General features: G+C 60.7%; 31 protein-coding genes and 1 tRNA gene. 15 read left to right on the forward strand and 17 right to left on the reverse strand.

The genetic code is table 11. The annotated features are described in order from the left end of the window. The first annotated feature begins 11 nt into the window (after window positions 1-11). From GCN75_RS06910 to GCN75_RS06930, 5 genes are all read left to right on the forward strand, one after another. On the forward strand, window positions 12-1,181 hold the full coding sequence (locus GCN75_RS06910) for an AAA family ATPase (protein ID WP_152281953.1): 1,170 nt from the start codon (window positions 12-14) through the stop codon (window positions 1,179-1,181). Window positions 1,182-1,238: 57 nt separating this feature from the next. Continuing rightward, on the forward strand, window positions 1,239-2,585 hold the full coding sequence (locus GCN75_RS06915) for a CpaF family protein (RefSeq protein ID WP_152255490.1): 1,347 nt from the start codon (window positions 1,239-1,241) through the stop codon (window positions 2,583-2,585). A gap of 81 nt (window positions 2,586-2,666) precedes the next feature. After that, complete coding sequence (locus GCN75_RS06920; RefSeq protein ID WP_152281954.1) at window positions 2,667-3,644, forward strand: type II secretion system F family protein; 978 nt, start codon at window positions 2,667-2,669, stop codon at window positions 3,642-3,644. A 117-nt stretch (window positions 3,645-3,761) separates the two neighbouring features. After that, window positions 3,762-4,700 carry a type II secretion system F family protein gene (locus GCN75_RS06925; protein ID WP_152281955.1) on the forward strand — a complete coding sequence of 313 codons (939 nt, stop codon included), beginning with the start codon at window positions 3,762-3,764 and terminating at the stop codon, window positions 4,698-4,700. 11 nt (window positions 4,701-4,711) lie between these two features. After that, the gene (locus GCN75_RS06930; RefSeq protein WP_152281956.1) at window positions 4,712-5,776 is read left to right on the forward strand and encodes a tetratricopeptide repeat protein; all 1,065 of its coding nucleotides are present in this window, start codon (window positions 4,712-4,714) and stop codon (window positions 5,774-5,776) included. A gap of 63 nt (window positions 5,777-5,839) precedes the next feature. Here GCN75_RS06930 and GCN75_RS06935 read toward each other — a convergent pair whose 3' ends face one another. Both GCN75_RS06935 and GCN75_RS06940 read right to left on the reverse strand, forming a co-directional pair. After that, window positions 5,840-6,826 carry an EDSAP-1 family PEP-CTERM protein gene (locus GCN75_RS06935; RefSeq protein WP_152281957.1) on the reverse strand — a complete coding sequence of 329 codons (987 nt, stop codon included), beginning with the start codon at window positions 6,824-6,826 and terminating at the stop codon, window positions 5,840-5,842. Between the two features lie 211 nt (window positions 6,827-7,037). Continuing rightward, window positions 7,038-7,412 (reverse strand): hypothetical protein, encoded by a 375-nt coding sequence (locus GCN75_RS06940; protein ID WP_152281958.1) that lies wholly within the window; start codon window positions 7,410-7,412, stop codon window positions 7,038-7,040. A 162-nt stretch (window positions 7,413-7,574) separates the two neighbouring features. On the opposite strand from GCN75_RS06940, the gene GCN75_RS06945 reads away from it, so the two are divergent. Beyond that, window positions 7,575-7,883 (forward strand): hypothetical protein, encoded by a 309-nt coding sequence (locus tag GCN75_RS06945; protein ID WP_152281959.1) that lies wholly within the window; start codon window positions 7,575-7,577, stop codon window positions 7,881-7,883. Window positions 7,884-7,946: 63 nt separating this feature from the next. Here the strand turns inward: GCN75_RS06945 and GCN75_RS06950 are convergent, their stop codons facing one another. Next, window positions 7,947-8,153: a dodecin gene (locus GCN75_RS06950; protein WP_071325761.1), complete on the reverse strand. Its 207-nt coding sequence runs from the start codon at window positions 8,151-8,153 to the stop codon at window positions 7,947-7,949. A 103-nt stretch (window positions 8,154-8,256) separates the two neighbouring features. Here GCN75_RS06950 and GCN75_RS06955 point away from each other — a divergent pair, with 103 nt between their 5' ends. From GCN75_RS06955 to GCN75_RS29825, 3 genes are all read left to right on the forward strand, one after another. Then, window positions 8,257-8,580 carry an AAA family ATPase gene (locus GCN75_RS06955; protein WP_152281960.1) on the forward strand — a complete coding sequence of 108 codons (324 nt, stop codon included), beginning with the start codon at window positions 8,257-8,259 and terminating at the stop codon, window positions 8,578-8,580. 102 nt (window positions 8,581-8,682) lie between these two features. Beyond that, window positions 8,683-8,991 (forward strand): hypothetical protein, encoded by a 309-nt coding sequence (locus GCN75_RS06960; RefSeq protein ID WP_152281961.1) that lies wholly within the window; start codon window positions 8,683-8,685, stop codon window positions 8,989-8,991. Between the two features lie 432 nt (window positions 8,992-9,423). Beyond that, window positions 9,424-9,555, forward strand: a complete 132-nt coding sequence (locus tag GCN75_RS29825) for a hypothetical protein (RefSeq protein WP_264372539.1) — start codon at window positions 9,424-9,426, stop codon at window positions 9,553-9,555. 186 nt (window positions 9,556-9,741) lie between these two features. Here GCN75_RS29825 and GCN75_RS06965 read toward each other — a convergent pair whose 3' ends face one another. The 9 genes from GCN75_RS06965 to petA form a co-directional block, all read right to left on the reverse strand. Then, the gene (locus tag GCN75_RS06965; protein WP_152281962.1) at window positions 9,742-10,416 is read right to left on the reverse strand and encodes a hypothetical protein; all 675 of its coding nucleotides are present in this window, start codon (window positions 10,414-10,416) and stop codon (window positions 9,742-9,744) included. Window positions 10,417-10,927: 511 nt separating this feature from the next. Then, window positions 10,928-12,508 (reverse strand): anti-phage dCTP deaminase, encoded by a 1,581-nt coding sequence (locus GCN75_RS06970; protein WP_152281963.1) that lies wholly within the window; start codon window positions 12,506-12,508, stop codon window positions 10,928-10,930. 146 nt (window positions 12,509-12,654) lie between these two features. Further along, the gene (locus tag GCN75_RS06975; protein WP_152281964.1) at window positions 12,655-12,900 is read right to left on the reverse strand and encodes a hypothetical protein; all 246 of its coding nucleotides are present in this window, start codon (window positions 12,898-12,900) and stop codon (window positions 12,655-12,657) included. Window positions 12,901-13,052: 152 nt separating this feature from the next. Beyond that, window positions 13,053-13,128, reverse strand: a tRNA-Thr gene (locus GCN75_RS06980). Window positions 13,129-13,154: 26 nt separating this feature from the next. Further along, on the reverse strand, window positions 13,155-13,667 hold the full coding sequence (locus GCN75_RS06985; RefSeq protein WP_152255483.1) for a ClpXP protease specificity-enhancing factor: 513 nt from the start codon (window positions 13,665-13,667) through the stop codon (window positions 13,155-13,157). A gap of 234 nt (window positions 13,668-13,901) precedes the next feature. Next, window positions 13,902-14,513 (reverse strand): glutathione S-transferase N-terminal domain-containing protein, encoded by a 612-nt coding sequence (locus GCN75_RS06990; RefSeq protein WP_010394154.1) that lies wholly within the window; start codon window positions 14,511-14,513, stop codon window positions 13,902-13,904. 120 nt (window positions 14,514-14,633) lie between these two features. Continuing rightward, window positions 14,634-15,398 carry a cytochrome c1 gene (locus tag GCN75_RS06995; RefSeq protein WP_152255482.1) on the reverse strand — a complete coding sequence of 255 codons (765 nt, stop codon included), beginning with the start codon at window positions 15,396-15,398 and terminating at the stop codon, window positions 14,634-14,636. 36 nt (window positions 15,399-15,434) lie between these two features. Next, window positions 15,435-16,847 (reverse strand): cytochrome b, encoded by a 1,413-nt coding sequence (locus tag GCN75_RS07000; protein WP_152281965.1) that lies wholly within the window; start codon window positions 16,845-16,847, stop codon window positions 15,435-15,437. A 2-nt stretch (window positions 16,848-16,849) separates the two neighbouring features. After that, entirely contained in the window at window positions 16,850-17,458 is a 609-nt protein-coding gene (petA, locus tag GCN75_RS07005; protein WP_152281966.1) for a ubiquinol-cytochrome c reductase iron-sulfur subunit, read from the reverse strand. A 413-nt stretch (window positions 17,459-17,871) separates the two neighbouring features. Here petA and mscL point away from each other — a divergent pair, with 413 nt between their 5' ends. From mscL to GCN75_RS07025, 4 genes are read left to right on the forward strand one after another with little or no spacing between them, the layout of a single operon-like run. Further along, a complete protein-coding gene (mscL, locus tag GCN75_RS07010; protein WP_152281967.1) occupies window positions 17,872-18,321 on the forward strand; it encodes a large conductance mechanosensitive channel protein MscL in 450 nt (149 codons plus the stop codon). Between the two features lie 39 nt (window positions 18,322-18,360). After that, window positions 18,361-19,521 carry a Do family serine endopeptidase gene (locus tag GCN75_RS07015; protein ID WP_193317405.1) on the forward strand — a complete coding sequence of 387 codons (1,161 nt, stop codon included), beginning with the start codon at window positions 18,361-18,363 and terminating at the stop codon, window positions 19,519-19,521. Window positions 19,522-19,542: 21 nt separating this feature from the next. After that, window positions 19,543-20,235, forward strand: a complete 693-nt coding sequence (locus tag GCN75_RS07020; protein WP_152281968.1) for a DUF2461 domain-containing protein — start codon at window positions 19,543-19,545, stop codon at window positions 20,233-20,235. 15 nt (window positions 20,236-20,250) lie between these two features. Beyond that, on the forward strand, window positions 20,251-20,595 hold the full coding sequence (locus tag GCN75_RS07025) for a cupin domain-containing protein (protein WP_226938858.1): 345 nt from the start codon (window positions 20,251-20,253) through the stop codon (window positions 20,593-20,595). A gap of 19 nt (window positions 20,596-20,614) precedes the next feature. Here GCN75_RS07025 and GCN75_RS07030 read toward each other — a convergent pair whose 3' ends face one another. The 5 genes from GCN75_RS07030 to GCN75_RS07050 form a co-directional block, all read right to left on the reverse strand. Further along, window positions 20,615-21,661, reverse strand: a complete 1,047-nt coding sequence (locus GCN75_RS07030) for an NAD(P)H-dependent glycerol-3-phosphate dehydrogenase (RefSeq protein ID WP_152281969.1) — start codon at window positions 21,659-21,661, stop codon at window positions 20,615-20,617. Between the two features lie 73 nt (window positions 21,662-21,734). Continuing rightward, window positions 21,735-22,196: an SH3 domain-containing protein gene (locus GCN75_RS07035; RefSeq protein ID WP_152281970.1), complete on the reverse strand. Its 462-nt coding sequence runs from the start codon at window positions 22,194-22,196 to the stop codon at window positions 21,735-21,737. A gap of 181 nt (window positions 22,197-22,377) precedes the next feature. Further along, window positions 22,378-22,851 carry a protein-export chaperone SecB gene (gene secB / locus GCN75_RS07040; RefSeq protein WP_034783580.1) on the reverse strand — a complete coding sequence of 158 codons (474 nt, stop codon included), beginning with the start codon at window positions 22,849-22,851 and terminating at the stop codon, window positions 22,378-22,380. 160 nt (window positions 22,852-23,011) lie between these two features. Continuing rightward, window positions 23,012-23,278, reverse strand: coding sequence for a glutaredoxin 3 (grxC, locus tag GCN75_RS07045; protein ID WP_096233262.1), 267 nt, complete (start codon window positions 23,276-23,278; stop codon window positions 23,012-23,014). 25 nt (window positions 23,279-23,303) lie between these two features. Then, window positions 23,304-23,720, reverse strand: coding sequence for a rhodanese-like domain-containing protein (locus tag GCN75_RS07050; protein ID WP_046681994.1), 417 nt, complete (start codon window positions 23,718-23,720; stop codon window positions 23,304-23,306). Window positions 23,721-23,826: 106 nt separating this feature from the next. On the opposite strand from GCN75_RS07050, the gene gpmA reads away from it, so the two are divergent. Both gpmA and GCN75_RS07060 read left to right on the forward strand, forming a co-directional pair. Beyond that, window positions 23,827-24,573, forward strand: a complete 747-nt coding sequence (gpmA, locus tag GCN75_RS07055; protein WP_152281971.1) for a 2,3-diphosphoglycerate-dependent phosphoglycerate mutase — start codon at window positions 23,827-23,829, stop codon at window positions 24,571-24,573. A 76-nt stretch (window positions 24,574-24,649) separates the two neighbouring features. Beyond that, complete coding sequence (locus tag GCN75_RS07060) at window positions 24,650-26,113, forward strand: murein hydrolase activator EnvC family protein (protein WP_152281972.1); 1,464 nt, start codon at window positions 24,650-24,652, stop codon at window positions 26,111-26,113. Window positions 26,114-26,149: the final 36 nt, after the last annotated feature.

Genomic DNA, 26,149 nt, shown 5'->3' on the forward strand with positions numbered 1-26,149 from the left:
AAGGAGCGGTGATGAAAGCCTTGATGATTACCCGCGACGCCGGCCTGCACGATGAAATCGCGGCGCAGGGCGCGGCCCGCATGCCCGTGCTGCGCCTGCTGGAGCGGCGCAGCGGCCTGCGCGACGCCGTCGAGCGCATGCTGCCCAAGTTGCCCGAGCTGGTGATCGTCGATGCCAGCGGCATCGATGCGGAGGAAGCCGACCTGTTCGAGCGGCTGGCGCGCCAGTATCCGCTGGCCGTGCTGATGCTGCTCACGCGCGGCCAGCAGCAGGATGTGCTGATCCGCGCCATGCGCGCCGGCATGCGCGAAGTGCTGCAGCTGCCGCTCGTGCACAAGGCTTTTCACGAGGCGATGGACCGGGTCGATATCCAGGCCGGCGTGACGCAGATGCGCGACGGCAAGGTGCTCGCCTTCATCTCGTGCAAGGGCGGCAGCGGCGCCACCTTTTTGTCGACGAATTTTTCGTATGCGCTGGCCAGCCTGGCCGGCTGCAAGGTGCTGCTGATCGACCTGCACGGCCAGTTCGGCGACGCCACCCTGTATGTCTCGGACCAGAAGCCGGCCATGACGCTGTCCGATATCTGCGCCCAGATCGCGCGCATGGACGGCGCCTTCCTCGCCTCGTGCCTGGTGCACATCACGCCGAATTTCGGCGTGCTGGCGGCTGCCGACGATCCCGCGCACAAGGTCGACATGCAGCCCGAGCACATGGACCGCATCCTGGCCGTGGCGCGCCAGCACTACGACTACATCGTGCTCGACGTGGGGCGCCAGATCGATGCGCTGTCGCTGCGCGCGCTCGACAACGCCGACGCCATCTACCCGGTGCTGCAGCTGGCCCTGCCCGACATCCGCGACGGGCGCCGCCTGCTCGACATCTTCCGTTCGCTCGGCTATCCGGGCGAGCGCCTGCGCCTGATCGTCAACCGCTATGAAAAGGGCGGGCGGCTGCGCCTGGCGGACCTGGAACAGGCGCTGGGCGCGGAAGTGGTGCACACGGTGCCCAACGATTACACGGCCGCCACCGATTCCGTCAACCAGGGCATCCCGCTGCTGCAGCTGTCGCGCACCAGCGCCGTGGCGCGCAGCCTGGCCGAACTGGTGGAACTGGTGACGGCGCGCCGCGTGACGGAAAGCCGCGGCCTGTTCGACCGCCTGTTCAGCCGCAGCGAGGCGTGACGGGGCGGCAGGTGGAGTACGACAAGGCTCCCGCCGGGGGCCATCATGGGAGCCGAGATGACTTTACGCGAACGCCTGGCGGCAAATGAAACGGTGCGCCCCGCCAGCAATGGACAAGGTGCGCTGGCGCTGCATGCCTACCAGGAACTGAAAAAAACCATGCACCAGACGATACTCGACCGTATCGACCTGGAGCGCTTGAAGCGCCTGACGGCGGAGCAGTTCAAGCACGAGCTGGCGCTGCTGGTGCAGCGCGTGATCGAGGAAGAGCGCATCGTGCTGAACCAGCACGAGCGGCATAGCCTGGTGCTCGACATCCAGCACGAGATGCTGGGCTTTGGCCCGTTGGAGCCCTTGCTGGCCGACGCCAGCGTGTCCGATATCCTCGTCAATACCTGCGACAAGGTGTATGTGGAACGGGGCGGGCGGCTGCAGCTGACGGACGTGACCTTCCACGACAATGCGCACCTGATGAAGATCATCGAAAAGATCGTTTCGCGCGTGGGACGGCGCGTCGATGAATCGAGCCCGATGGTCGACGCGCGCCTGCCGGACGGCTCGCGCGTGAACGCCATCATTCCGCCGCTGGCCGTCGACGGTCCGATCCTGTCGATCCGGCGCTTTGCCGTGCAGCCTTTGAGCATCGCCAACCTGCTCGACTACAAGAGCCTGACGCCGCCCATGGTGCAGGTGCTGCAGGCGCTGGGCCAGGCCAAGGTCAACATCCTGATCTCGGGCGGCACGGGCAGCGGCAAGACGACCCTGCTCAACGTGCTGTCCGGCTTCATTCCCGGCAGCGAGCGCATCGTCACCATCGAGGATGCGGCCGAACTGGCACTGCGCCAGCCGCATGTGGTGCGCCTGGAAACGCGTCCGCCGAATATCGAGGGCAAGGGCGAAGTGAGCCAGCGCGCGCTGGTGCGCAATGCGCTGCGCATGCGGCCCGACCGCATCATCCTGGGCGAGGTACGCGGCGCCGAGGCGCTCGACATGCTGCAGGCGATGAACACGGGCCATGAAGGGTCGCTGGCGACCATCCACTCGAACACGGCGCGCGACGCGCTGGCGCGGCTGGAAAACATGGTCGGCATGGCCAGCGTGAACCTGACGCCGCGCGCCACGCGCCAGCAGATCTGTTCGGCCGTGACGGTGGTGATGCAGGTGTCGCGCCTGACGGACGGCGCGCGCAAGCTGGTCAGCCTGCAGGAAGTGACGGGCATGGAAGGCGACATCATCGCCATGCATGAAATCTTCCGCTTCGAGCAGACGGGCGTCGATGCGGGGGGCAAGGTGCAGGGCCACTTTTGCGCCACGGGCGTGCGGCCCCGCTTCACGGAGCGCCTGCGCATGTTCGGCGCGCCCGTGCCCGACAGCGTGTTCGACCCCGACCGCATCTACGAATGAAAAACCGACGGCGCGACGCGCTTGGCGGCCACGCGTCACGCCCGCCCGCGACGGATGTATTCGCTGTGTAAGGAGCGCATCATGGACCTGGTGTTCTACGGCTTTGCCGTGCTGCTGTTCGCTGCCTGCATCCTGATGGTGGAGGGCGCCTGGCTGTGGTGGTCGGGCACGCACGGCAGCGCGGCGCGGCGCATCAACCGGCGCTTGCGGCTGATGGCGGCGCGCGGCGAGGCGGGCGGCGAGCGGGTTTCCATCCTCAAGCAGCGCCGCTATGCGCGCTCGCCCGGCCTGGAGCGCTTGCTGCGGCGCGCGCCGCAGGCGGCAAAGCTCGACCACCTGTTGCTGCAGTCGGGCTTGTCCTGGTCGGTGGCGCAATTCCTGGGCGGCACGGGCGCCTTGCTGCTGGCGGCCTTGCTGCTGCTGGCGGCGTGGTCCATGCCCTTGCCCGGCGCCTTGCTGCTGTTGTCCACCGCCGCGAGCGGACCGTGCCTGTGCGTGCTGCGCGCGCGCGCCGCGCGGCTGAAAAAAATCGAGGCGCAACTGCCGGAAGCGGCCGATTTCCTGGCCCGCGCGCTGCGCGCCGGCCACTCGTTTTCCAACGTGCTGCAAATGGTGGGCGATGAACTCAATGAGCCGATCAGCGGTGAATTCAAGATGGCGCACGAAGAGATCAATTACGGCGTGCCGATGAACGAAGCGCTGCAAAACCTGGCCGCGCGCATTCCGCTGACGGATCTGCGCTACCTCGTCATCGCCGTGCTGGTGCAGCGCGAATCCGGGGGGAACCTGGCCGAAGTGCTGGTCAGCATCGCGCGCATCATCCGCGCCCGCTTGAAACTGCTGGGGCAGGTGCGCGTGCTGTCGGCCGAGGGGCGCATGTCGGCCTGGGTGCTGGGACTGATGCCGGTGGTGATGATCGGCGTCATGGCGCTGGTCAATCCGCAATACATCCGCCTGCTGTGGACGGACCCCAGCGGCATCAAACTGCTGTGGTACGCGGCCGGCATGGTGGCTTTGGGTGTCGTCTGGATGCGCAAGGTCATCCGCATCCGTATTTAGGGAATCGTCTGAAAAACCTCCATGGCGTTGTTGCGCCGCCTCGTCGTACTTTCGTACTGCCTTCGGCGACACGCCTGGCCCTGCATGTTTTGTCAGTCGATCCAAGGGAGAAACGCCATGACTGGCCCGCAACTGCTGTTCCTGCTGATCGTCTTTGCCGTGGTGGTGGCGCTGGCCCTGCTGGCGTGGCTGATCTTCTTTCCCGGCACCTTGCGCCAGCGCCTGTTCGGCGCCACGGCGCCGGTGGCCAGCGATGCGGTGGCCGACACGGGCTGGGTGGAGCGCGTGGCGCGCGTGGCGCAGCCGTTCAGCAAGCTGTCGCTGCCAGAAGAGGGCTGGGAACGCTCGCCGCTGCGCACGCGCTTCATGAACGCGGGCTGGCGGCAAGCCAGCGCGCCGGCCCTGTACTTTGCGGCGAAAACCGTGCTGGCCCTGCTGTTTCCCACCGTGCTGGGGCTGTACGCGGCCAGCGCCATGGCGGCGCAGCTGCGCAGCGTGCTGCTGTTGCTGCTGTGCGTGAGCGCCACCGTCGGCTATTACCTGCCGAACCTGGTGCTGGCCAGCACGGCCAAGCGGCGCCAGCGCGACATCTTTGAAAACATCCCCGACGCGCTCGACCTGCTGACAGTGTGCGTGGAAGCGGGCCTGAGCCTGGAGCGCGCGCTGGTGAAGGTATCGGGTGAAATCCACATCAAAAGCGTGGTGCTGGCGCAGGAATTGCAGCTGGTGCTGATGGAAATGCGCGCCGGCTTTTCCAAGGAAAAGGCGCTGCGCAACCTGGCCCTGCGCAGCGGCGTGGAAGACGTCGACACCCTCGTCGCCATGCTGATCCAGTCGGAACGCTTCGGCACGAGCATGGGCGATTCGCTGCGCGTGCATTCGGAAAACCTGCGCAGCAAGCGCAGCCTGCTGGCCGAAGAGGCGGCAGCGAAGATCGCCCTGAAACTGCTGTTTCCCCTGATTTTTTGCGTCTTTCCCACCCTGATGCTGGTGCTCATGGGGCCGGCCGTGATCGAAGTCTATCGCGTGCTCGTGCCGGCCATGGCCAGCCGCTGAAAGGAGTCACCATGCGCTTGACGCTCTCCCGCCTGGCCGCCGCCTGTGCCTGCCTTGGCCTGGCCGCCTGTACCGCACCGCCAGCCCATGCGCCGCTGCCGCCGTTGCTGGACGCCGATGCCGCCTATGTGGCGGGGCGCCAGTATTTTGACGCGGGCGACCTGGCCGCCGCGCAGGCGGCCTATGAGCAAGCCCTGCGCCATGCGCCGCGTCACGTGAACGCGCGCAACGGCCTGGCCGTGCTGCACGCGCAGCGGGGCGAACACGACGCGGCCATTGCCCAGTGGCAGGCGCTGACGCAGGAGGCGGGCATGGCGCGGCCGCAGCAGGCCTATCTGTTCAGCAATCTCGGCCGCGCCTATTATCTGAGCGGGCGCGATGCGCAAGCGTTGACGGCGCTGGAACAGGCTTGTCTGCTCGACCCGCTCAATGCCTTGGCCTGGCTGCACCTGGCGCAAGTGCTGGAACGGCTGGGGCAGCACGAGCGGGCCGCCGTCATGCGGCGCCAGGCGGCCAGCCTGCAGGAGCACGACTTGCGGCGCGACCTGGCCTTGCTGCGCGCCGCGCCGCCCGAGGCGCCGCCCCAGCCAGCCGAGGTCTTGCCGGATGCGCCCCCCATGGCGCGCGTGGAGATCACGCAGGGCGATGGCACGGCCCTGCTGCGGCGCGTGCCGGCGGCGGTGCGCAGCTTGCCTGTCGCCGCGCGGCAACAGCTGGTGGCGGCCGCCGGCGTGCAGCAGCCGCGCCTGGAAATTGTGAATGGCAACGGCGTGCCTGGCCTGGCCGCCGCGGTGGCGCGCAGCCTGGCCGGCAATGCCGTGCAGGTGGTGCGCCTGGCCAATGAAAGCAGCTACCAGGTGGCGCGCACGCGCGTCGAATACCGGCCCGCGCAGGAGCAGGCGGCGCGCCGGCTGGCCCGCCAGCTGGGTACCCAGGTGCAGACCCTGGCTGCAGACTGTCCTGCCAGCGAGCTGCGCCTGATACTGGGGCGCGACTTGAGCGACCCCGCCATGCTGCACCGTTACTATGTGCAGCAATTGCAGCTGGCGCGCCAGGCGCTGGCGCGGCTGGGGTAAAACGCCTCGACTGAGGCAAAAAAAACGGCGCCCATGAGGCGCCGCGCTTTTTCATGCCGCCGATTACTGCGGCCGGCGCCGCCGCGTCACAGCCAGGGCCGCCAGTCCCGTGCCCAGCAGGAACAAGGTGCCCGGCTCCGGTACGGCCAGCGGCGGGTCGATGACGACGATGTCGGTGCGCGTGGACTTGGAAAAGTTCAAGGTGTAGCTGCCGGCGGGCAGGGCGAAATTCGAGGTCAGGGAAAACATCGCGAAGCCGTTCGTGAACGCGCGTCCGGTGGCGGGATCGTTGGTGCCGGCCGTCATGTTCAAGCTGAACGGGTCCAGGCTGCCTGCGCCATGGTTGCCGTTGATGTCGCTGCCATTGTTCGGGTCGCCATCGGGGGCGAACTGGAAGATCACGCCATCGGCATTCGCGTGCGACAGGCAGCCGACGGGACTGGAACTGTTGCACGAGATATTGAAGATATCCATGATCGACACATTCGACTTGTCGCCCATGGTCGTCACGCTGGTGCGCAGGTCGCGCCGTCCCATGAAGCTGAAGGTGATGAAGCCGGCGCTCGACAGGGTCAGGTTGACGGAACCGGTCAGCGTGTCGCCGGCCGTGGCCGTGGCGGCGCCAATGGTGTTGCGCTGGGCTTCCGCCACGGCGCTCACGCTGGCGCCGCCATTGAGCATGTTGCCGAAGGCATGCGCATCGCCGCGCGCGAATTCCAGCGCGGTGGTGGGCGCGTAGTGGTTCTGCGGCAAGCCGTTGCAGCCGCCGCCCGAACACACTTGCAGCACATCCGCGTTGGCGGCCGGGCCCGTATTGACGGCGCGGGGATTGACGGCCACGCCGCCTTCGAAAAAGGCGCTGTCGCTGGCATTGCGGTTGGCGCCGGCCAGCGACAGCGCGCCGGCGCTGGTGGTGATGCGGAAATTGTTCAACTCATTGACGGCCAGGCCGTACGCGCCGGCCTGCGCCTGGCCGCTGGCCAGCAGGCTGGCCGCCGCCAGTGCGCCCAGCCAGCCCAGGGTCTTGTTTCGTGTGTGATCGACGTTCATCGCAGCCTCTTATCGTGGTCAGTCTCGGAAAATCCGGGGGACAAAGAATCCAGAATGACTTGCCTGGATTCATCTCGTAGACACAGATAAGCAGCTTGCATGCCACACAAAAAAACTACATTGAATCAAACACTTGCGCAAAGCGAACTGAGCTGGATAGGGCGAAGTGTAAGAAAGGCCGACGCCGCTTTGCGGGCAGCGGCGGCCAGCCTCAGGTGCCGCGGTGATAGCCCAGGTGCCCGCCGGAATTGCGTGCGCAACCGCAACCGATGCGCGCCACTTCCTCGTCTTCCGTCAATTTCCAGTTGGTAATCGTCGTGTGATTCCAGTCGATGTCGCTTTTCTTGACAGGTTTCACCGTCAAGGTGCGCGCTTCCACATCCGTGTATTCCATCAGCTCTTCGTCGTCGGCGATGTCGAAATGGCGGTGGATCAGGGAAATGCCGAAACGGTCGAGTGCACCATAGCGTTGCAGCACGTCGCGCAATTCGCGAAAGCAGGCCAGATCGTCGGGCAGCAGTGGATTGACGGCGGAAATATCGGCTACGGGCTGCCATTGCATGGCGTGGATGTTCAGGCTGTGCATGATAGGCTCCTGCGCCCCATGATAATCGGCCCAGGCAGCCAGAGGGGCGCTGGCACGCCTGGCGAAATGCTCATGGTGGCCGCAACGCCGGTGCGGCGTTTGCGGCATATCAAAGGTGCGGCACATCGCCTCTCGCCCGATCATTGCCCGGTAAAATAGGCCATGGCAAACAAAACCCCCACCTTCCCCGGCGCGCGCACGGGCCGCGGCCAGGTCCTGGCCGTGCTGCTGTCGAACCGCGACCAGTCCGGCGCCGAACCGCTGCAAGGCCGCGTCTCCCTGGCCGCCATCGTCAAGGCCTTGAAACGCAAATACCACTGGCCGATCGAGACGCACAGTTTTCCCGCCAACACGCAGGATGGCCGCGCCAGCTGGGCGACCGTCTACAGCTTGCCGGACAAGGTCATTGAGACCGCGCTGGACAACGGCGGTCGGGAGTGGCTGGAGGGCAGGTCAGCCGCCAGGCGGTAATGAGAGGGCAAGGTTGGGCAAGGCGCGCAGCTGGCACGCCGCTGACGCCCATGCCGCATGGCTTTATTCGAGCCGGAAGCCGACCTTGAGCGTGACCTGGAAGTGCGCCACCTTGCCATCGACGATATGCCCGCGCGAATCGGTCACTTCATACCAGTCCATGTGCTTGACCGTGAGCGCCGCCTTGGCAATGGCATCGCGTATCGCCTGATCGCTGCTCTCCGTCGACGTGCCAACCAGCTCGATCAGCTTGTAAGTGTGTGCGGACATGATGTTCCCCCAGGTAGGCAAGCCAGACATCGGGAGCCTGCTTTACGCAAGCACATGCTCATCTTGCGCCTAAATGTGCTGGACGTCATGGCGCGGCGCAGCAATGGGTCACGCAAGCGGGTTAGTGGATGGCGACGCGTTTCAATGGTATCAATCACAGGACATTGCAGACCTGCGCCGCGCGGTCGACGCCATCGGGGGTGTGAGCCTGCTGCTGATAGCGCCGATTGTATTGGCTGTCGCCGGCGATATGAACCGGGCCAACGACGTGCGCCGCAGCCTGCAAGCGGTGGTTGACTTCGCCGAGGCGCACGGCTACGCAGTCATCGTATCACGCACTTTGCCAAGGGCGGCGCTGGCAAGGCGCCACAGGATCGGGTTATTGGCTCCCATGCATTCGGCTCCCTGGCGCGTATGGTACTGGTGACAGCGAAGGAGGAAGGCTGCAACCGCCGTGTGATGGCCAGGGGGAAGTCAAACATCGCGCCAGACGATGGCGGCGTGGCCTACTCGCTCGAGCTGGTAATAATTGTCGGGGGGCATTGAGGCGACGCATGCGGTTTGGGAAGGCGTTATTGAGGGCCCGGCGCGGGAGATTTTTGGCGAGGTCGAGCACGACGACAGCGATGGTGGAGGCGAAAAAGTCGATGCGGAACAGTTCTTGCGCGACCTTCTGGCGGATGGGCCGCTCGCCACTCGTCAGATTAAGGCGGATGCGGACGGCGCAGGCTATGCTTGGGCAACCGTGCGGCGCGCACAGAAAGCCCTTGAAATTGTCGCAACAAAAGGCGGAATGAAAGCTGACTGGGCATGGATGCTCCCGGCTGCTAGTACCTGAAGGTGCTCACAAAGCATGGAAGATGCTCAAGTAAATTACGTGAGCATCTTCCGGAAAAGTGAGCATCTTCGGGATTTTCTGGTAACGAGAAGCGCCAGCGCTGGAAATATTCCGGCTACTTTTTTAAGTCGTGATAAGTCCGTACTGCTAACAACACCAGCGTCAGTAGTGGAGCAAAGCGTTTGATAAAGCGACAGAGGTATTTCATAGCTGAGGCCTTTCAGAGTGGTGGAGAGCCCGACGGTGCTTTCACTTTTCACCCACGCAAGCTCGCACCTGAGCATTTGTTATCCGCTGCAGTATGTGCCTCCTCCCTCTCACAATCCAACAATGCATCACTTCCACGAATTCCATTCGCGGCGTTACGCTGGGCAACAGCAGGGAGCGGCTGCTGGCCGACCTGCTGAGCGAGAACGGGAGGAGGGGGGCAAGATGCAAGCCAAACAATTTAAAGCGGAAGTAAGCGACGCTGGCTATTCCTTAAGGGCCGCCAACTGGGCCAAAGAGACGGTAGGCATCGAGTCAGCCGAAGAAAAAGGAACAATCAAGGGCGGCTGCACCTGATTCCTACCCGGCGCAGCACCCTAAAGAAAGCGCCGAAGAAACCGAAGAAATCACACTTATTTATATGGTTTCTTCGGTTTCTTCATGGTGTCTTCGAGCGCTTGGGCAGGGTGCCACGACATGAAAGGAGCGAAGGGAGCACTGTTTCTCTGGACTCCCTTCGTGCTCTCTTCGGGATGGTAACGCCTACCCAGGTCGTTGAGTTGCCACCAGGTCACACTCGGACTCAAGGGCTTGAGCAGTTAAGACATACGCAGGATGTGCAGGGTTTGCTCCCGCGCGCACTACCCCCATTACTTGATGGTCAACTGCACCAGGCGGATGGGCTAAAAAGTCCATTCCTTCTTCGTACAGAGCATGCTGCCGCAATCGCCGGTTCAATTCCAGCAGGTAATCGTCTTCATTACGCCGCGGCCGAAAAGGCAAGTCTGCTGAGGGAATATCACCCTGGGTGATTCGTAGTGCTAAAGCCAGAGCCTGCTGTTCAGCCTCTTTTTCGCTCTCGAAGTGCGCTCGGTTGACGCAGCTGTGTCGGTTACCATCGGCGCTCTCGATTACGCCGGTGCCATGCCAAGTGCTTGATTGACCTTCATCAGCAGGCACCTCAAAAACATACGCGGATAATTTGAGGCCGCAATATTCAAATGGATTGCTGTACGGCATGGCTTCACTCCGGTTATTAAAAATATATGATAACAGTGATGGGGACAAACTGGTGGGGAGTTGCTGCGGGAGGAGACTCCCGCATTTCAGAGGAAGGGCAATGCCGAAATCGAGTCCGTGCGGGAGACATTTGGTGACGTTGAACACGTCGATAGCTAGGGCGGTGGCGAGTATCTGGACACCGATCAGTTTCTGCACGTCCTACTGGAGGACGGGCCAGTATTGACAAAGTAGGTCAAGGCTGATGCCACCGGCGCAGGGGGATGCATGGCGGACCATCGAGCGCGCGAAACGCGACCTAGACATCGAGGCGGCGAAGTCCGGCATGAAAGATGGATGTCAATGGATTTTTCCGAAGACCGCAACTAAATATTGTGCTGGTCTTCGGGGAAGTTGGCGGTCTTCGTGGCGAGGTTCAGCGGGCTTTCAGCGAAATAAGTCGGCAGGAACGAGTCAAGCGGACCTCTTCACTCGGCATAGGCGCTAGGCGATATGACTTATCGAACGAATAATACTTTGATAGATGCTCGACACCTTCTTTTGCTCCTTCACACCTCGGAAGTCACACAGACTTACGACCGACTTTTTCTCTGACACTGGTGACGGCGCGAAGCGTGTCAACGTGCGATGCGTAGTCAATACGCATGCATCGTCCGCAAACGGTCGTAACGTTGGGCGGGGTGCCTCTAGGACGGCGTCGAAGTCGAGACTAAGTTGCTGTGGAGGGAGTTTGTTCATTTTGCCCATCCTGAGGGAGAAGGTTTTTTTCCATTAACGATGCTACTACGATTGCCTCGCGCGAGGGCAGTGATTCTAAGCTTTTTTCGATGCGAGGCATAGCTTCATTTAGCGGTACCTTAATCAGTCGTCCACTTGCTTTTCTGGAGTTAGCGGCAACTCTAAACAGCGAAAGAAATTTCGTTGGAGCAACACCATCATACGCTAAAACTCGAACTTTTTTTGAGTCTAGCTCAAGTTCAGAAATCGCGTCGCCATGCAGTTTGATAGCTAAACTCTTACGATAGGGTTCAATGTAATAGACTTCGGTAATGCCTGCCGCGATGATGTGACGCGCGCAGGAATGACATGGGTAGGTCGTTACAAAAATTTTTCCGCCCACAAGCTTGTCTCCCGCGATGCGTCCAGCTCCCAAAATCGCATGCATCTCCGCGTGGATTGCCCTAGAAAATTCTATGAGTCCACCAAGTTTACCGCTCTTTCGAAGCAGATTCCTTGCGTTCTCTCTAGCGTCTGGAGGAATAATTTCTTTAAGAGCATCGACCAACTCATTGGCAAATAGTTGCTTTTCATCGTCGTTGAAACACTTGCCTCCCCCGTGATTCCAGCAACGGCTATCGTCGTTTCCTTCCAGATACAGGCCGCCACCAAACTTAGGGACATCATTCCAGCCGATGCTTAGGACGTGCTCATTCGCATCAGTGACGGCTGCACCTACTTGCCGGGATAGGCACCCAGAATTTGCACTTGCCATTGCAGCGGCGTACATCGCGGACTCCGCGGAGGTGGGCGTAATTACCTTAGTTCCAAGAATTAAGTGCAAAAAGCGCTCCACGCGCTTAATGGTTTCTGAATCTGTGGCCTTGTCTATGCGAAGAAAGAAATCACTCTGCGGGAATGTATCTGAGACCGTTTGGCCTGCCTTCGACTCTTCCCCGGAGTCCCTATCAATTAAGGTATGTACGTCGCCTCCACCAAGGCGATGTCGCTGAGCTATATTATTTTCACGAACCGATAAGGGCGAAAAAACGCCGACCACGTAGAGCATATCTCTATAAACAAGTTTGAGTAAAGCAAGCTCCTCTTTGTTTTTTACAGAGTCTATGATGTGACATATCCTGCGAGGCGCATAGTTTAACGAGCCGTTTTCAATTTTAAATTCTTCGCGTTCGAACCGAATTTTTTCGACAGCAAGTTCGGCAAGAATGCTGGGGCCGAATTTTTCACGCAGCAAGTTGCCTGCATCAATCTGCGCTGTGATTCGCTGGAATGAGTCGTTAGCTGGAATTTCGACCTGGACTACGTCCGCGTGATGCCCGATGAAGTCGCTGAGCCGTATTATTTCGGCTTTGTCATATCCGAACGTGCCTTTTATCATTCGCTGAATTTCTTCGGCAACACTGTGCAATGGTGACCCGATTGGCCCGCACAGGGCTATGACGAGTTCTTCGGTATGAGTAGAAGCAATTCTTTCGGAGGTGCTCGCCTTGCTTGGGGCTACCGCAAGAGGTGAGGCAGGCTTGGTTCGTTTTTGAACTCGCGGCGTAGGCATTATTTTTTTGCTGCAGCGATCAAGCGCAGTCTATGAAGTAAATATTGCAATTTACAATGTTTTTGGTTATTTCAAAAGCAATTTTTAATTTGATTAGTTAATGCAGTCTGGCGAGGTGTATTTCCTGTTCAGCGTCTAGCTGTGACTCACTGTTCTTTAGCCGCAGCCGAAGAAATAGCTATCGCTACAAGCATCGAGCAAAGCATAGAAATCCAAAGAGTAAAAGCGCCGATGACAAATGCCTTGCTTGGTGAGATGTTGAGAAAGCCGAAGTCTATCGCGTAGCCGAGAAGAACCGCAGCGCTACCACCCACGAGCGTGCCCCACATGCCCACAAAAGTCGCCCCAGCTTCGTACCACTTCATCCGCTCTTGCGTTGTGGAGTCTCTCATAATTTCCAATCGATATTTTATAAATGGGTCACGAACAGAGCGGATTTGGCAAATCGGGTTACACAGCGGTTACGTGACGACCATTCGAGCGGCTGACAAGAAAAAAGGGCTACCAGCCGAAGCGGGTAACCCTTTGATTTACTGCTGAATTCTGGTGCCGACTGCCGGTTTCGAACTGGCCACCTGATGATTACAAATCAACTGCTCTACCAAATGAGCTAAGTCGGCAAAAACTGCGCGTTGCGAATTATACGCTATTTAATGCGTGTCAGGGTCGGGCGGCCGCCTTTTTTTGGTGGCTCGTCGTCGCCTGGCGTGGCGGCATCGCGTTGTTCGGGGGAACCGGTGGGCACGGACGACAGGGTGGGACCGCTGGCGGCGGGCGCGAGCACTGGCGGCGGGACGTCGGCGGATGCGGGGCTGTCCGTCGGTTGCGCGTCCGGGTCATCGTTGCCCAGCACGGGCTCGAAGGCCATGCCCTGGCCGTTTTCGTTGGCGTAGATGGCCATCACGTTATCGACCGGTACGTAGATTTCGCGCGAGACGCCGCCAAAACGGGCGTGGAAGCGGATGGCGTCGTTGTCCATCTTCAGGCCGCTGGTGGCGCCGAAGCTGATGTTGAGCACGATTTCGCCCTTTTTCACGTATTCCATCGGTACCGTGGTGCGCGAATCGACTTTGACCGCGAGATATGGCGTGTAGCCGCTGTCGGTGCACCACTCGTAGATGGCGCGCAGCATATAAGGTTTGGTTGAGATTTCAGACATGGTAGGCACGGTGAGGCGGGAGCGCCCCCGTCAGCATGAGGCGGGCGCACCGGTAGTTCAATGAAACGATGGGACAACTATCAATACAAGAACCAAGAATGACAGCTGGCCCAAGATGCCCCAGAAAGCGTAGCGAGCAAGCCCGATATCGGCTTCAGTAACGCAGCCGTACTTGAGTACGGCGAGTAACGCCAAGTCGAGAGCGGGCTGCGCAGTAGCTTTATGGGGATATCTTTAGCGGCGCATGACCTTTTCCGAAGGCGTCAGTGCTTCGATGTACGCAGGACGCGAGAAGATGCGTTCGGCGTATTTCATCAGCGGTGCAGCCGTCTTCGACAGTTCGATGCCGTAGTGGTCCAGGCGCCACAGCAGCGGCGCGACAGCCACGTCGAGCATCGAGAATTCGTCGCCCAGCATGTACTTGTTTTTCAGGAACAGCGGCGCCAGGGTCGTCAGGCGGTCGCGGATTTCCGCGCGTGCCTTGTCGTGGGCCTTGTCGTTGCTCTTGGCGCGTTCGCTTTCCAGCACGTGCACGTGCACGAACAGTTCTTTTTCGAAGTTGAACAGCATCAGGCGCGCGCGGGCACGCATCAGCGGATCGGCCGGCATCAGTTGCGGATGCGGGAAGCGCTCATCGATGTACTCGTTGATGATGTTCGATTCATACAGGATCAGTTCGCGTTCGACCAGGATAGGCACCTGGCCATACGGGTTCATGGTCGAAATATCTTCCGGTTTGTTGAACAGGTCGACGTCGCGCACTTCGAAGTCCATGCCTTTTTCAAACAGGACCAGGCGGCAGCGTTGCGAAAATGGGCAGGTTGTACCCGAATAGAGAACCATCATTTTTTATAGTTCCTTAGAAACAAAGGGGGTGAAGCCGCGAACGGCTCACCCCAGGTCGCTTGTCCACTCATGCGGACAACGCAGAAACAGGCACCAGCCGGCCTGCGGCCGGCGCCTCACTTATTTGACTTCCTTCCAGAACGACGCGTTAAGGCGCCATGCCAGCAGAGCAAATACCGACAGGAACAGCAGCACCCAAACGCCCAGGCGCTTGCGTGTTTGCTGTGCCGGTTCGGCCATCCACTCCATGTAGCCGACCAGGTCGGCTACCGCATTGTCATACTCGATCTTGTTCAACGTACCTGGCTTGACCTGCTCGAAGCCGGCAAATTTGTGGATCTTCTTGCCAGCTTCGTGGGGATCATTCTCTTCCACGAACTTGGCAGTCTGGACACCTTGCAATTCCCATAATACATGCGGCATGGCAACATTCGGCACGACCATGTTGTTCCAGCCGGTCGGACGAGTGTCGTCTTTATAGAACGTACGCAGGTAAGTATACAGGTAGTCGCCGCCTGTGCCAGCGGAAGATGATTTCGCGCGCGAAATTACCGACAAATCCGGCGGTACGACGCCAAAGAAAGCCTTGGCGTCCTGCGGTGCCAGGCTGGTCGTCATCAAGTCGCCGACTTTATCGCCTGAGAACAACAGATTCTGCTTGATCTGGTCTTCCGTCAAGCCCAGGTCGCGCAGGCGGTTGTAGCGCATCGACACGGCGGCGTGGCAATTCAAGCAATAATTGACGAACAATTTGGCGCCATGTTGCAGCGCTGCCATGTTGGTCTGGCGGTCAGGTGCCTTGTCCAGCGGAAAGCCGCCTTCGCTGGCGAGGGCCATGGCGGGCACGAGGGCCAGGATGGCGAGCAGTTTTTTTGCAATCTTCATATGATGTATGTCCTTTGAGCGTGGCGTGAGAGCGGCTTAGTGCGGGTGAAACGTCACACGCGACGGCACGGTCTTGAACTTGCCCATTGCACTCCACCATGGCATCAGCAGGAAAAAGCTGAAGTAAATCAGGGTGCACACTTGCGACACGATGGTTTTCGTATCCGTTGGCGCCTGGGTACCGAGGTAGCCGAGGATCAGGAACGACAGGCCGAAGATGGCATAGATGTATTTGTGCCAGGTCGGACGGTAGCGGATCGATTTCACGGGCGAGTGGTCGAGCCATGGCAGGAAGGCCAGGATCACGACGGAACCGCCGAAGAACACCACGCCCCAGAATTTCGCGTCCAGCACCTGCGGCAGCATGCCGACGATGGCGACGAGCGAGATCACGGCGATGGCGGACTTGACCTTCGTCGACAGGCGCGACTTGAGCCAGATGAACACCACGTAGGCAGCCACGACACCCATCAGCACGTACATGAAGTCGGCCGTGGTGGCGCGCAGCACCGAGTAGAACGGCGTGAAATACCAGGTAGGCGCGATGTGCAGCGGGGTCTTCAGCGAGTCGCCTGGCAGGAAGTTGTTGTATTCCAGGAAATAACCGCCCATTTCCGGCGCGAAGAAGACGACGGCGCTGAAGATGACGAGGAAGATCGACACGCCGAACAGGTCATGCACGGTGTAGTACGGATGCGAAGGAATCGAATCGAGCGGGTGGCCATCGGCGCCCAGGTTTTCCTTCACTTCGATGCCGTCCGGATTGCTCGAGCCGACTTCATGCAGGGCGATCAAGTGCGCTGCAACCAAGCCCAGCAGTACCAGCGGGATGGCGATCACGTGGAAGGCGAAGAAGCGGTTCAGGGTGGCGTCGGAGACGACGTAGTCGCCGCGGATCCACAGCGACAGGTCCGGTCCGATCAGGGGGATGGCGCCAAACAGGTTGACGATCACTTGCGCGCCCCAGTACGACATCTGGCCCCATGGCAGCAGGTAGCCGAAGAACGCTTCGGCCATCAGGCACAGGAAGATGGCGAAACCGAACAGCCAGATCAGTTCACGTGGCTTGCGGTACGAGCCGTACAGCAGGCCGCGCGTCATGTGCAGGTAGACGATGATGAAGAAGGCGGAGGCGCCCGTCGAGTGCATGTAGCGCACCAGCCAGCCCCACGGCACTTCGCGCATGATGTACTCGACGGAATTGAAGGCCAGGGCCGCATCCGGTTTGTAGTGCATGGTCAGGAAGATGCCGGTGACGATCTGCAGCACCAGCACCAGCATGGCCAGCGAGCCGAAGATGTACCAGAAATTGAAGTTTTTCGGGGCGTAGTACTTGCCCCATTGATCGTTCCACAGCTTGGTCAGGGGAAAGCGGTCATCGACCCAGCCCAGCGCTTTTTCGGCGGCGGGAGCATCCGCCGGGAATTTCGTTTCTTTGAAAGCAGCCATGATCAAGCCTCGCCTTTCTCGTCTTTACCTATCAGCAATTTGGTGTCGCTCAGGTACATATGGCGCGGCACTTGCAGGTTGTCCGGCGCCGGCTTGTTCTTGAACACGCGGCCTGCCATGTCGAAGGTGGAGCCGTGGCAAGGGCACAGGAAGCCGCCTTCCCAGTCATCGGGCAGCGACGGTTGCGGGCCGGGGGTAAATTTCGAGGAAGGGGAGCAGCCCAGGTGGGTGCAGATGCCGACGGCGACGAGAATTTCAGGCTTGATCGAGCGTGCTTCGTTCATGCAGTACGGCGGCGTGAATTCGGCGGGATTGCGTTGGGAATTGGCATCGGCGACTTTGCCGTCGGTCTTTTTCAGGGACTCGATCATTTCCGGCGTGCGCTTCAGAATCCAGACCGGCTTGCCGCGCCATTCGACGGTGCGCATTTCGCCGGGTTGCAAGGTGGTGATGTCTACTTCGACGGGCGCGCCGGCCGCTTTTGCGCGCTCCGACGGCTGGAAGGTGCTTACCAAGGCTCCCGCGGTTGCCAATCCAACTACACTGCCCGCCGCGCACGTGGCGACGAGCAAGCCGCGACGGCCTGAATCGACCTGCTTTTCGTTACTCATGCAAACCCCAATCAGTCAAAATGCGAATCTTTATTATGAGTGGCGGCCGCGAAAAAACCGTCGCCGAAGCTCTTTCCCACTGATTGCCGCAACCCGCATCTTTGTACGGTAAAGTGACAACATCCCTGCGGAACTTCGGCCAATGGCGCAGCCCGTGCCAGTTTCTTGTTGATTATCCGGCAGCGAAAAAGCCGCTACTGGCAACCGCAAATTATAAGTGAAGCAAACAACGAATAAAACAAAAACGTTGCTTGTACCATAATTTATATACTTTTGCAGGAGGTGGCTAGTTCTTTCGAACTAGATGCGCGCGGCTGTGCCGGAATTGGTCCTGCTGACAACCACAAGTTGGTGGCACCGGGAATCAATAGTATGATCGGCATGTTTTTTATACATATCCGAAGGAGAAATTCATGGCAATGATGCAAGAATTTAAAGAATTTGCAATGAAGGGTAACGTCGTCGATCTGGCGGTCGGTGTCATTATCGGTGGCGCCTTCGGCAAGATTGTCGATTCTCTGGTGCAAGACGTGATCATGCCGCCCATCGGCCGCATTTTCGGCGGCCTCGATTTCGCCAATTACTATCTGCCCCTGAATGGCCAGGCCACCACCCTGACCCTGGTGGAAGCGAAAAAGGCGGGCGCCGTGCTGGCCTATGGTAATTTCCTCACCATTTTGCTCAACTTCGTCATTCTGGCTTTCATCATCTTCCAGATGGTGCGCCTGATGAACAAGGCCCGCCGCAGCGAACCGGTCGCGCCGGCAGCCCCACCGGCCACGCCGGAAGACATCGTCCTGCTGCGTGAAATCCGCGACTCTCTGCAGAAGAACGGACAGAATAGCAACGATCTGGCAAAATAAGTCGTTCCGGCACCGGCCGGCTGACCTGGGTGGAGTGCTATGCGACGATTCTGGTTATTGTTTGCGCAAACCGTGACGATCGCGTTGGCGCTGTACTTTGTGTACGGCGCGCTGCGCCCGGCCAGCCGGGTACAGCAACTGGGCTCTCCCGCGAAACCGGTGCCCGTGGTGGAAACGGCGTCGAGCAGCCTGGCGCCCGGCTCCTACCGCGACGCGGCGGCGCGCGCCATGCCCGCCGTCGTCAACATCCTCACCCTGCAAGTCCCCAAGCGCGGCGCCCATCCGCTGGCGCGCGATCCCTTCTTCAAACGTTTCTTCGGCGACCGCGACCCGGACGCCGACGATGACGACGACTTGAAAAACAGCCTCGGTTCGGGCGTCATCGTCAGCCATGAAGGCTATGTACTGACCAACAACCACGTGGTCGAAGGCGCCGACGAAATCGAAGTGGTGCTCACCGATGGCCGCAAGGCGCCCGCCAAGGTGGTGGGCCTGGATCCGGAAACGGACCTGGCCGTGATCAAGATCAATCTCGACAAGCTGCCCGTCATCGTGCTGGGCCAGTCGGAACTGGCGCGCGTGGGCGATGTGGTGCTGGCCATCGGCAACCCGTTCGGCGTGGGCCAGACGGTGACCATGGGCATCATTTCCGCATTGGGCCGCAACAACCTGCACATCAACAGTTTTGAAAATTTCATCCAGACGGATGCGGCCATCAACTTCGGCAATTCGGGCGGCGCACTCGTCGATACGCGCGGCAACTTGATCGGCATCAATACGGCAATTTATTCGCAAAGCGGCGGCTCCGTCGGCATCGGCTTTGCCATTCCCGTCTCGACGGCGAAAACCGTGATGGAAGCCATCATCAAGGATGGCCACGTGGTGCGCGGCTGGATCGGCGTGGAAACGCAGGACATCACGCCCGAGCTGGCGCAAAGCTTTGGCTTGCAGCGCAGCAGCGGCGCCATCATCGCCGGCGTGGTGCGCAACGGCCCGGCGGACAAGGCGGGCATCGTGCCTGGCGACATCCTGCTGACGGTGGAAGGCAAGCCCGTCGGCGACACGACGGAAATGCTGAACCTGATCGCCCAACTGCCGCCCGGCGGAAAAGCTAAAATGACGGTGCTGCGCAAGAATCGCGAAGCGGCGCTCGACGTGGTGGTGGGCAAACGCCCCCTCCCGAAAGAGCTTTCCAAATAGTTGTTGATCGGAAGCTGACACATGCATGTGCGTGATTTGACCCAATTTTTACGTGAACTGAGCGATAACAACAACCGTCCCTGGTTTGTCATGAACAAGCCCCGCTACGACATCCTGCGCGAGGAATTCCTGGCCCTGGTGACGTCGCTGATCGGCGAGCTGGGCAAGTTCGATCCAGCCGTGAAATACTGCAATCCGAAGAAGGCCATGTTCCGCATCAACCGCGACGTGCGCTTTGCCCACGACAAGAGCCCGTATAAAACGCGTTTTTCCGCCGCCATCGCGCCGAACGACATGCGCCGTCCCAGCAAGGCGGGCGGCCCCACGTATTATCTGCAGATCGATGGCCAGGGTAATTTGCTGTTCGGCGCCGGCGAATACATGCCGCCGCCGGGCCGCCTGAAGGCGCTGCGCGACCACATGGTCAACGACGCGCCAGGTTTTTCCAAAGTGCTGAAAAATAAGCGCTTGAAAGCCCGTTTCGGCACCATCCAGAACGAGGGCAAGCTGCAGCGTCCGCCCAAGGGCTTCGAGGCGGATGCCGAACACATCGAATTCATCAAGCTGAAGAGCTTTTTTGTCTGGACCGAAATACCGCTGCCCGTGAACGAACCCGAGAAACTGCTGCCGACGCTGGCGGAAGGCTTGAAGGATGCGTGGCCGCTGGTCGAGTGGATGCGCGGCGCGAAAGAGCCGGAGGAAGTCACCGAGTAATTGCGGAAGGAGCACATGATGGCACTGGAACACGCAAGTTCAGGACAGGTGATCGACGTGCGGCGCAGGGACGGCGACGACCTGTCGCAGTTTTCCGCCATCGCGCTGGCCAAGACGGACGAACTGGAATTGATCCGCATGTGCATGCCCAAGGGCAAGACCATGCCCGAGCATCACGTGCTCGGCGAGATCACCTTGCTGTGTTTGCAAGGGCAGGTGGCGGTCGATGCGCATGGCCGCGAGCAGCTGCTGGGGCCGGGGCAGATGCTGTATCTGCACGGCGGCCAGGCGCATGCTTTGGCCGCGCGCGAAGACAGTTTATTGCTGCTGACCATACTCATGCACAAGGCGGGCCGCTAAGCCCCGCCTTGCCACGCTTTCAGGTGGCTTCATCGCGCGGATCGCGCGACAGCAGTTGCTGCACCATCACCTGCGGCAAATCGCCATCGAACAGCACGCCGGCCACCGCATTGGTGATCGGCATGTCGACGCCCATGCGGCGCGCCAGTTCGCGCACGGCCTTGGCGCACGGCACGCCTTCAGCCACATGACCGAGTTCGGCCACGATGGTGGCCAGCGCCTTGCCTTGCGCCAGGCCCAGGCCGACGCGGCGGTTGCGCGACAGGTCGCCCGTGCAGGTCAGAATCAGATCGCCGATGCCCGTCAAGCCCATGAACGTTTCCGTCTGGCCACCCAGGGCCGTGCCCAGGCGCGTGATTTCCGCCAGGCCCCGCGTGATCAGCGCGGCGCGTGCATTCAGGCCCAGGCCCAGGCCGTCGGCCACGCCCGTGGCGATCGCCAGCACATTCTTGACGGCGCCGCCCACTTCCACGCCCACCAGATCCTCGCTCGCATACACGCGGATGGTGCCGCCATGCAAGGCCGAGACGACGGCGCCGCGCAAGGCGGCATTGTGCGAGGCGATGGTCAGCGCGCACGGCAAGCCGCGCGCCACTTCCTGTGCGAACGAGGGGCCGGACAGGGCGCCGCCGGCGACCGTGTCGCCCAGCACTTCCTGCACGATCTGGTGCGGCAGCATGCCCGTGCCGCCCTCAAATCCTTTACAGAGCCACACCAAGTTGCCGACGGTCTTGTCTTTCAGTTGCTGCAGCATGGGCCGCAGGCCCGCCACGGGGCAGGCGGCGATCAAGAGGCCGTGTTCGCCGCCGGCATGCGCGACGGCCGCGTCGAAATCGGCGCTGATGCGCAATTGCGGCGGCAAGGCAAAACCTGGCAGATAGCTGTTTTCGCCGCTGGCGGCCATGGCGGCCATGGCGTCGCCGTTGCGGCCCCACAGCAGCACGTCGTGGCGGCCGGCCAGGGCCATGGCCACGGCCGTGCCCCAGGCGCCGGCGCCCAGCACGGTAATCGGGCGCGGACCAGCCTTGGCGGCGGTATCGGGAGTATTTTCAGGGGGAACTTGCATGCGACCTCAGTCTGGCAGGGGAGGGGCGCGGCGCGGCTGGCCGCTGCCCGGATGAATCTGGCGGTGCTGGTACTTACAAGCCCCACACTTCGCTGGTCTTGACGTAGCCGCTCTGGCCATCCTTGTGGCGTACCTTGACCCAGCCGGAGTTCGGTTGCTCGCTCATTTCCAGCAGTACGCCCTTGTCGACGAGGAGGATGGGGGAGGCGTTGTCGTCGGGGCTGGCGCGAACCTTGAGGTTTGCGGCGCGCGCCACGACGTTGCGCTTGGCGGACAGGCCCTTGGCTTCGGTCCAGGCCATTTCGCCGCTGGCGTCGCGGACCTTGACCCATTCGCCGTAGCTGAGCACGACTTCCAGCGGCATGCCGCGTGGCGCCACGTACAGCTTGCCGCCCTTGGCGGACGGTGCGTCGTACAGGATCACGGGAGCGGCGCCCACCGTTTTGAAATCGACGGCGTGGCTGGCGGCGGTCGCCAGCAGCAGCGCGGCGCCGGCCATCCAGCGGAACTTGCTCAAGAGCGCACTTTTCAACATGATATTTTTGAACCTTAACGAAACACGGCGGCCAGGCCGCCGTTTCTTACCTGCAGTATAGAACACTCACAAAACCGTCGCGAGCGGCAGTGCATTGTGGCCCAGAAGCGCAGCTGTGCCAGAGCACAGCGAGCCTCGCAGGCCGCAAGGCGCGCCGCGCAGCAGGTTTGGTGAGATGTTCTTAGTGCGTTTCGCTGGCTGCTGGAGCTGCGGCAGCGGCGTCAGCAATAGCTTGCAGACGTTGTTGGTAGAACACTTCGAAGTTGATCTCGGCCAGGTGCACTGGCGGGAAGCCGGCACGGGTGATCACGTCGGCGATGTTGGCGCGCAGGTAAGGGTAGATGATGTTCGGGCAGCCGATTCCCAGCAGCGGATCGAGTTGATCGGCAGGAATGTTGCGTGCTTCGAAGATACCAGCTTGCTTGCCTTCAACCAGGAAAGCGACTTTTTCGCCGACCTTGGCGGTCACGGTGATGGTCACGGTGGCTTCGAAGATGCCGTCGGCCAGAGGCGCAGCGCCCACGTCCAGAGCCACTTCGATCGCTGGTGCTTCTTGTTCCAGGAAAATAGCTGGGGAATTTGGTTGTTCCAGCGACATGTCTTTCAGGTAGACGCGTTGGATTTGGAAGACTGGTTGCAGATTTTCGTCAGACATGGAACGCTTTCGTTGTAAAGGACAAGAACGGCACACCGTTCAAATATGGTGCTTGCGGTATTCAAACCGCGCCGGGTAGGCGCGGCCAGATCAGGTGCGAGGGCAATTGTATCAAAACAATACGACAAAAAACCAAGCAATTTCTCGAACCCGCTTTATATCAGGCTGCCGTGCCATTTAACAAGGGGTCCAGCTTGCCGGCTTGATCGAGCGCATACAAATCGTCGAATCCGCCCACGTGGGTTTCGCCCACATAGATTTGCGGTACCGTGCGGCGGCCCGTGCGTTCCATCATCTTGATGCGCTCTTCCGGGTCGAGGTCGACACGGATCTTTTGCACGGTCACGCCCTTGGCTTCCAACAGGCGCTCGGCGCGCACGCAATACGGGCACACGGCGGTGCTGTAAACAATAACGGGTACGGTCATGATGATTCCTTCAGTTAAGGCTGGCTTATTTTGCCAGCGACAAGGTTTTCAATGGCAAACCTTGCTTTTTCCATTCGTCGAGGCCGCCTTCCAGGCTCGTTGCCTCAGCGAAACCGGCTTTGCCCAGCAGGCCGACGGCGGTTGCCGAACGCGAACCTTTCTGGCAAACCACTACAATGGGGCGCGTTTTGAATTTTTCCAGCTCGCCCAGGCGTTTTGCCAGTTCCGGCAGCGGAATATTTTTTGCGTCAGGCAAGTGGCCCGTGGCGAATTCTTCTGCGCTGCGCACGTCGACGATGATGGTCTTGCCACGGTTGATCAGTTGCGTGACTTCCAGCACGGTCGCGCGCTTGCCGCGCATCGACAGCAGTGGCCAGAGGAGGGCGCCGCCGGAAATAATGACGATGGCAAACAGAAAAATGTGGTCGATAATGAATTTCACGTAGGGTCCAATGGTTTAAGTCAATCCGCGCATTATAAAATAGAAGCTGGACGAGGTCTTTTTACGTTTTGCTTTTTTGATTTGAACCCCTTGAGAAGATAGAACTATGTACAAAATCGTTTTCATGCGTCACGGCGAGTCCACCTGGAACCTCGATAACCGCTTCACCGGCTGGACCGACGTCGACCTGACGGAAAAGGGCGTCAACGAAGCCAAGGCCGCCGGCCAGATCCTCAAGCAGGAAGGTTTTACGTTCGACGTGGCCTACACTTCGGTCCTGAAGCGCGCCATCCGCACCCTGTGGCTGGCGCTCGACGAGATGGACATGATGTATCTGCCAATCAAGAACGACTGGCGCTTGAACGAACGCCACTACGGCGCCCTGCAAGGCCTGGACAAGGGCGAGACGGCCGCCAAGTATGGCGACGAGCAAGTGCTGGTCTGGCGCCGCAGCTACGACACGCCGCCGCCGCCGCTGGAAGCGGACGATGACCGCGCCTCGTTCAACGATCCGCGCTATGCCGGCTTGCCGCAAGCGTCGATTCCATTGACGGAATGCCTGAAAGATACCGTGGCGCGCGTGATGCCGGCCTGGGACGACGAAATCGCCCCGGCCATCCGTGCTGGCAAGAAGATCATCATTTCGGCCCACGGCAACAGCTTGCGCGCGCTGATCAAGATGCTCGACGGCATCAGCGACAGCGACATCGTGGGCCTGAACATTCCGAACGGCCAGCCGCTCGTGTATGAACTGGACGCCGATTTGAAACCGATTCGTCATTACTACCTGGGCGACCCGGCAGCGATTGCGGCAGCGCAAGCGGCCGTGGCGAACCAAGGGAAGGCCAAGTAACTTGTTGTCTTTCTTCCGCGGCACAGCAATCGCCCCCTCTGCTGAACGACCCCTGCCGGCGTGGCGCGCCGGTGCCATGCTGTGCGCAGCGCTGCTGATGTCGAGCGGTGCGGCACACGGTGCCAAGCCCACCGAACGCAGCAAGCAGAAGGCGGCCGCGGAAGCGCAACGTGCTGGATTGCAACAAAAGCTGACGGCGCTCAAGCGCGACATCAGCCGGACGGAAAGCGCCAAGGATGACGCGGCCGATACCCTGGCCGAGTCGGAAGAGGCCATTTCCAACGCCAACCGCGCCTTGCGCGACCTGGCGCAGGAGCAAAGCGAGACGGGCGTGAAACTCAATGCGCTGGGGCAAGAACACCAGCAGCTGACGGCCACCGTCGAAAAACAAAAGACGCAGCTGTCGAAATTGCTGCGTGAACAATATGTTGCCGGCAATGAAGACCGCATCAAGCTGCTTTTGTCGGGCGACAACCCCAACCGCATCAACCGCGACTTGCAATTGATGGCCTATGTGTCGCAGGCGCAGGCGCGCCTGCTAGAGGCCTTGCGCGCCAACTTGCTGGCGGTGGAGAAAAACCAGGCGGACGTGCAGAACGCCAAGGATGAACTGGAAGAAATCGCGCAGGAAGAGCGCGACCAGAAAGCCCTGCTGGTGCAGGAGAAGGCGCGCCGCGCCGCCTTGCTGACGAGCTTGTCGCAGCGCCTGGTGGCGCAGCGCAAGGAAGTGGGCAATGTCGAGCGCGACGAACAGCGCATGGGCAACCTGGTCGACAAGCTGGCAAAACTGATCGAAGAGCAGGCCGCCGCGGCCGCGGCCGAAAAGAAACGCCAGCAATTGCTGGCCGAACAGCGCGCCGCCGCGAAAGCGGCCGCCGACGCCAAGATCGCGGCGGAAAAACACGAACGCCTGCTGGCCGCGCGCGCCAAGGCGGCCCAGGCGCAGGCCGAACGGGAACGTCTTGCGAAAGAGCAACAAAATAAATCGGGCAAGATCAAGCCGCAGACGCCGCCACCGCCGCCCGTGAAACTGGAACCGATCGATGACGACGAGCCGCCGCAAGTGGCCAAGGTGACGCCGAAACCGGAACCCAAGCCGGAACCGGAGCCGGAACGTCCAAGCCTGGGCCCGGCCGCGCCGGCCGGCGCCTTTGCCAGCATGAAGGGGCAGCTGCGCGCGCCCGTGGCGGGCAAGATCGCCGCCCGCTTCGGCAGCAAGCGCGGCGACGGCCCCAGCTGGAAGGGCGTGTTCATCCGCACGGGCGAAGGCAGCGAAATCCACGCCATCGCCGGCGGCAGGGTGGTGTTTTCCGACTGGCTGCGTGGTTTCGGCAATCTGATCATCGTCGACCATGGCGGCCAGTACATGAGTATTTATGGCAATAACCAATCCTTGCTGAAACGCGTGGGCGACGCCGTGAAGGGGGGCGACGCCATTGCCAGCGCGGGCAACAGCGGCGGCAACGAGGAATCAGGGCTATACTTTGAGCTGCGTCATCAGGGCCGCGCCTTCGACCCCGCCACCTGGGTGAAGTTTTAAGTCCCCACCATTGCTGCGGCAGCGAATTTGTAGATT

The sequence above is a fragment of the Janthinobacterium violaceinigrum genome (assembly GCF_009208555.1).
In the GTDB taxonomy this organism is placed as follows: domain Bacteria; phylum Pseudomonadota; class Gammaproteobacteria; order Burkholderiales; family Burkholderiaceae_D; genus Janthinobacterium; species Janthinobacterium violaceinigrum.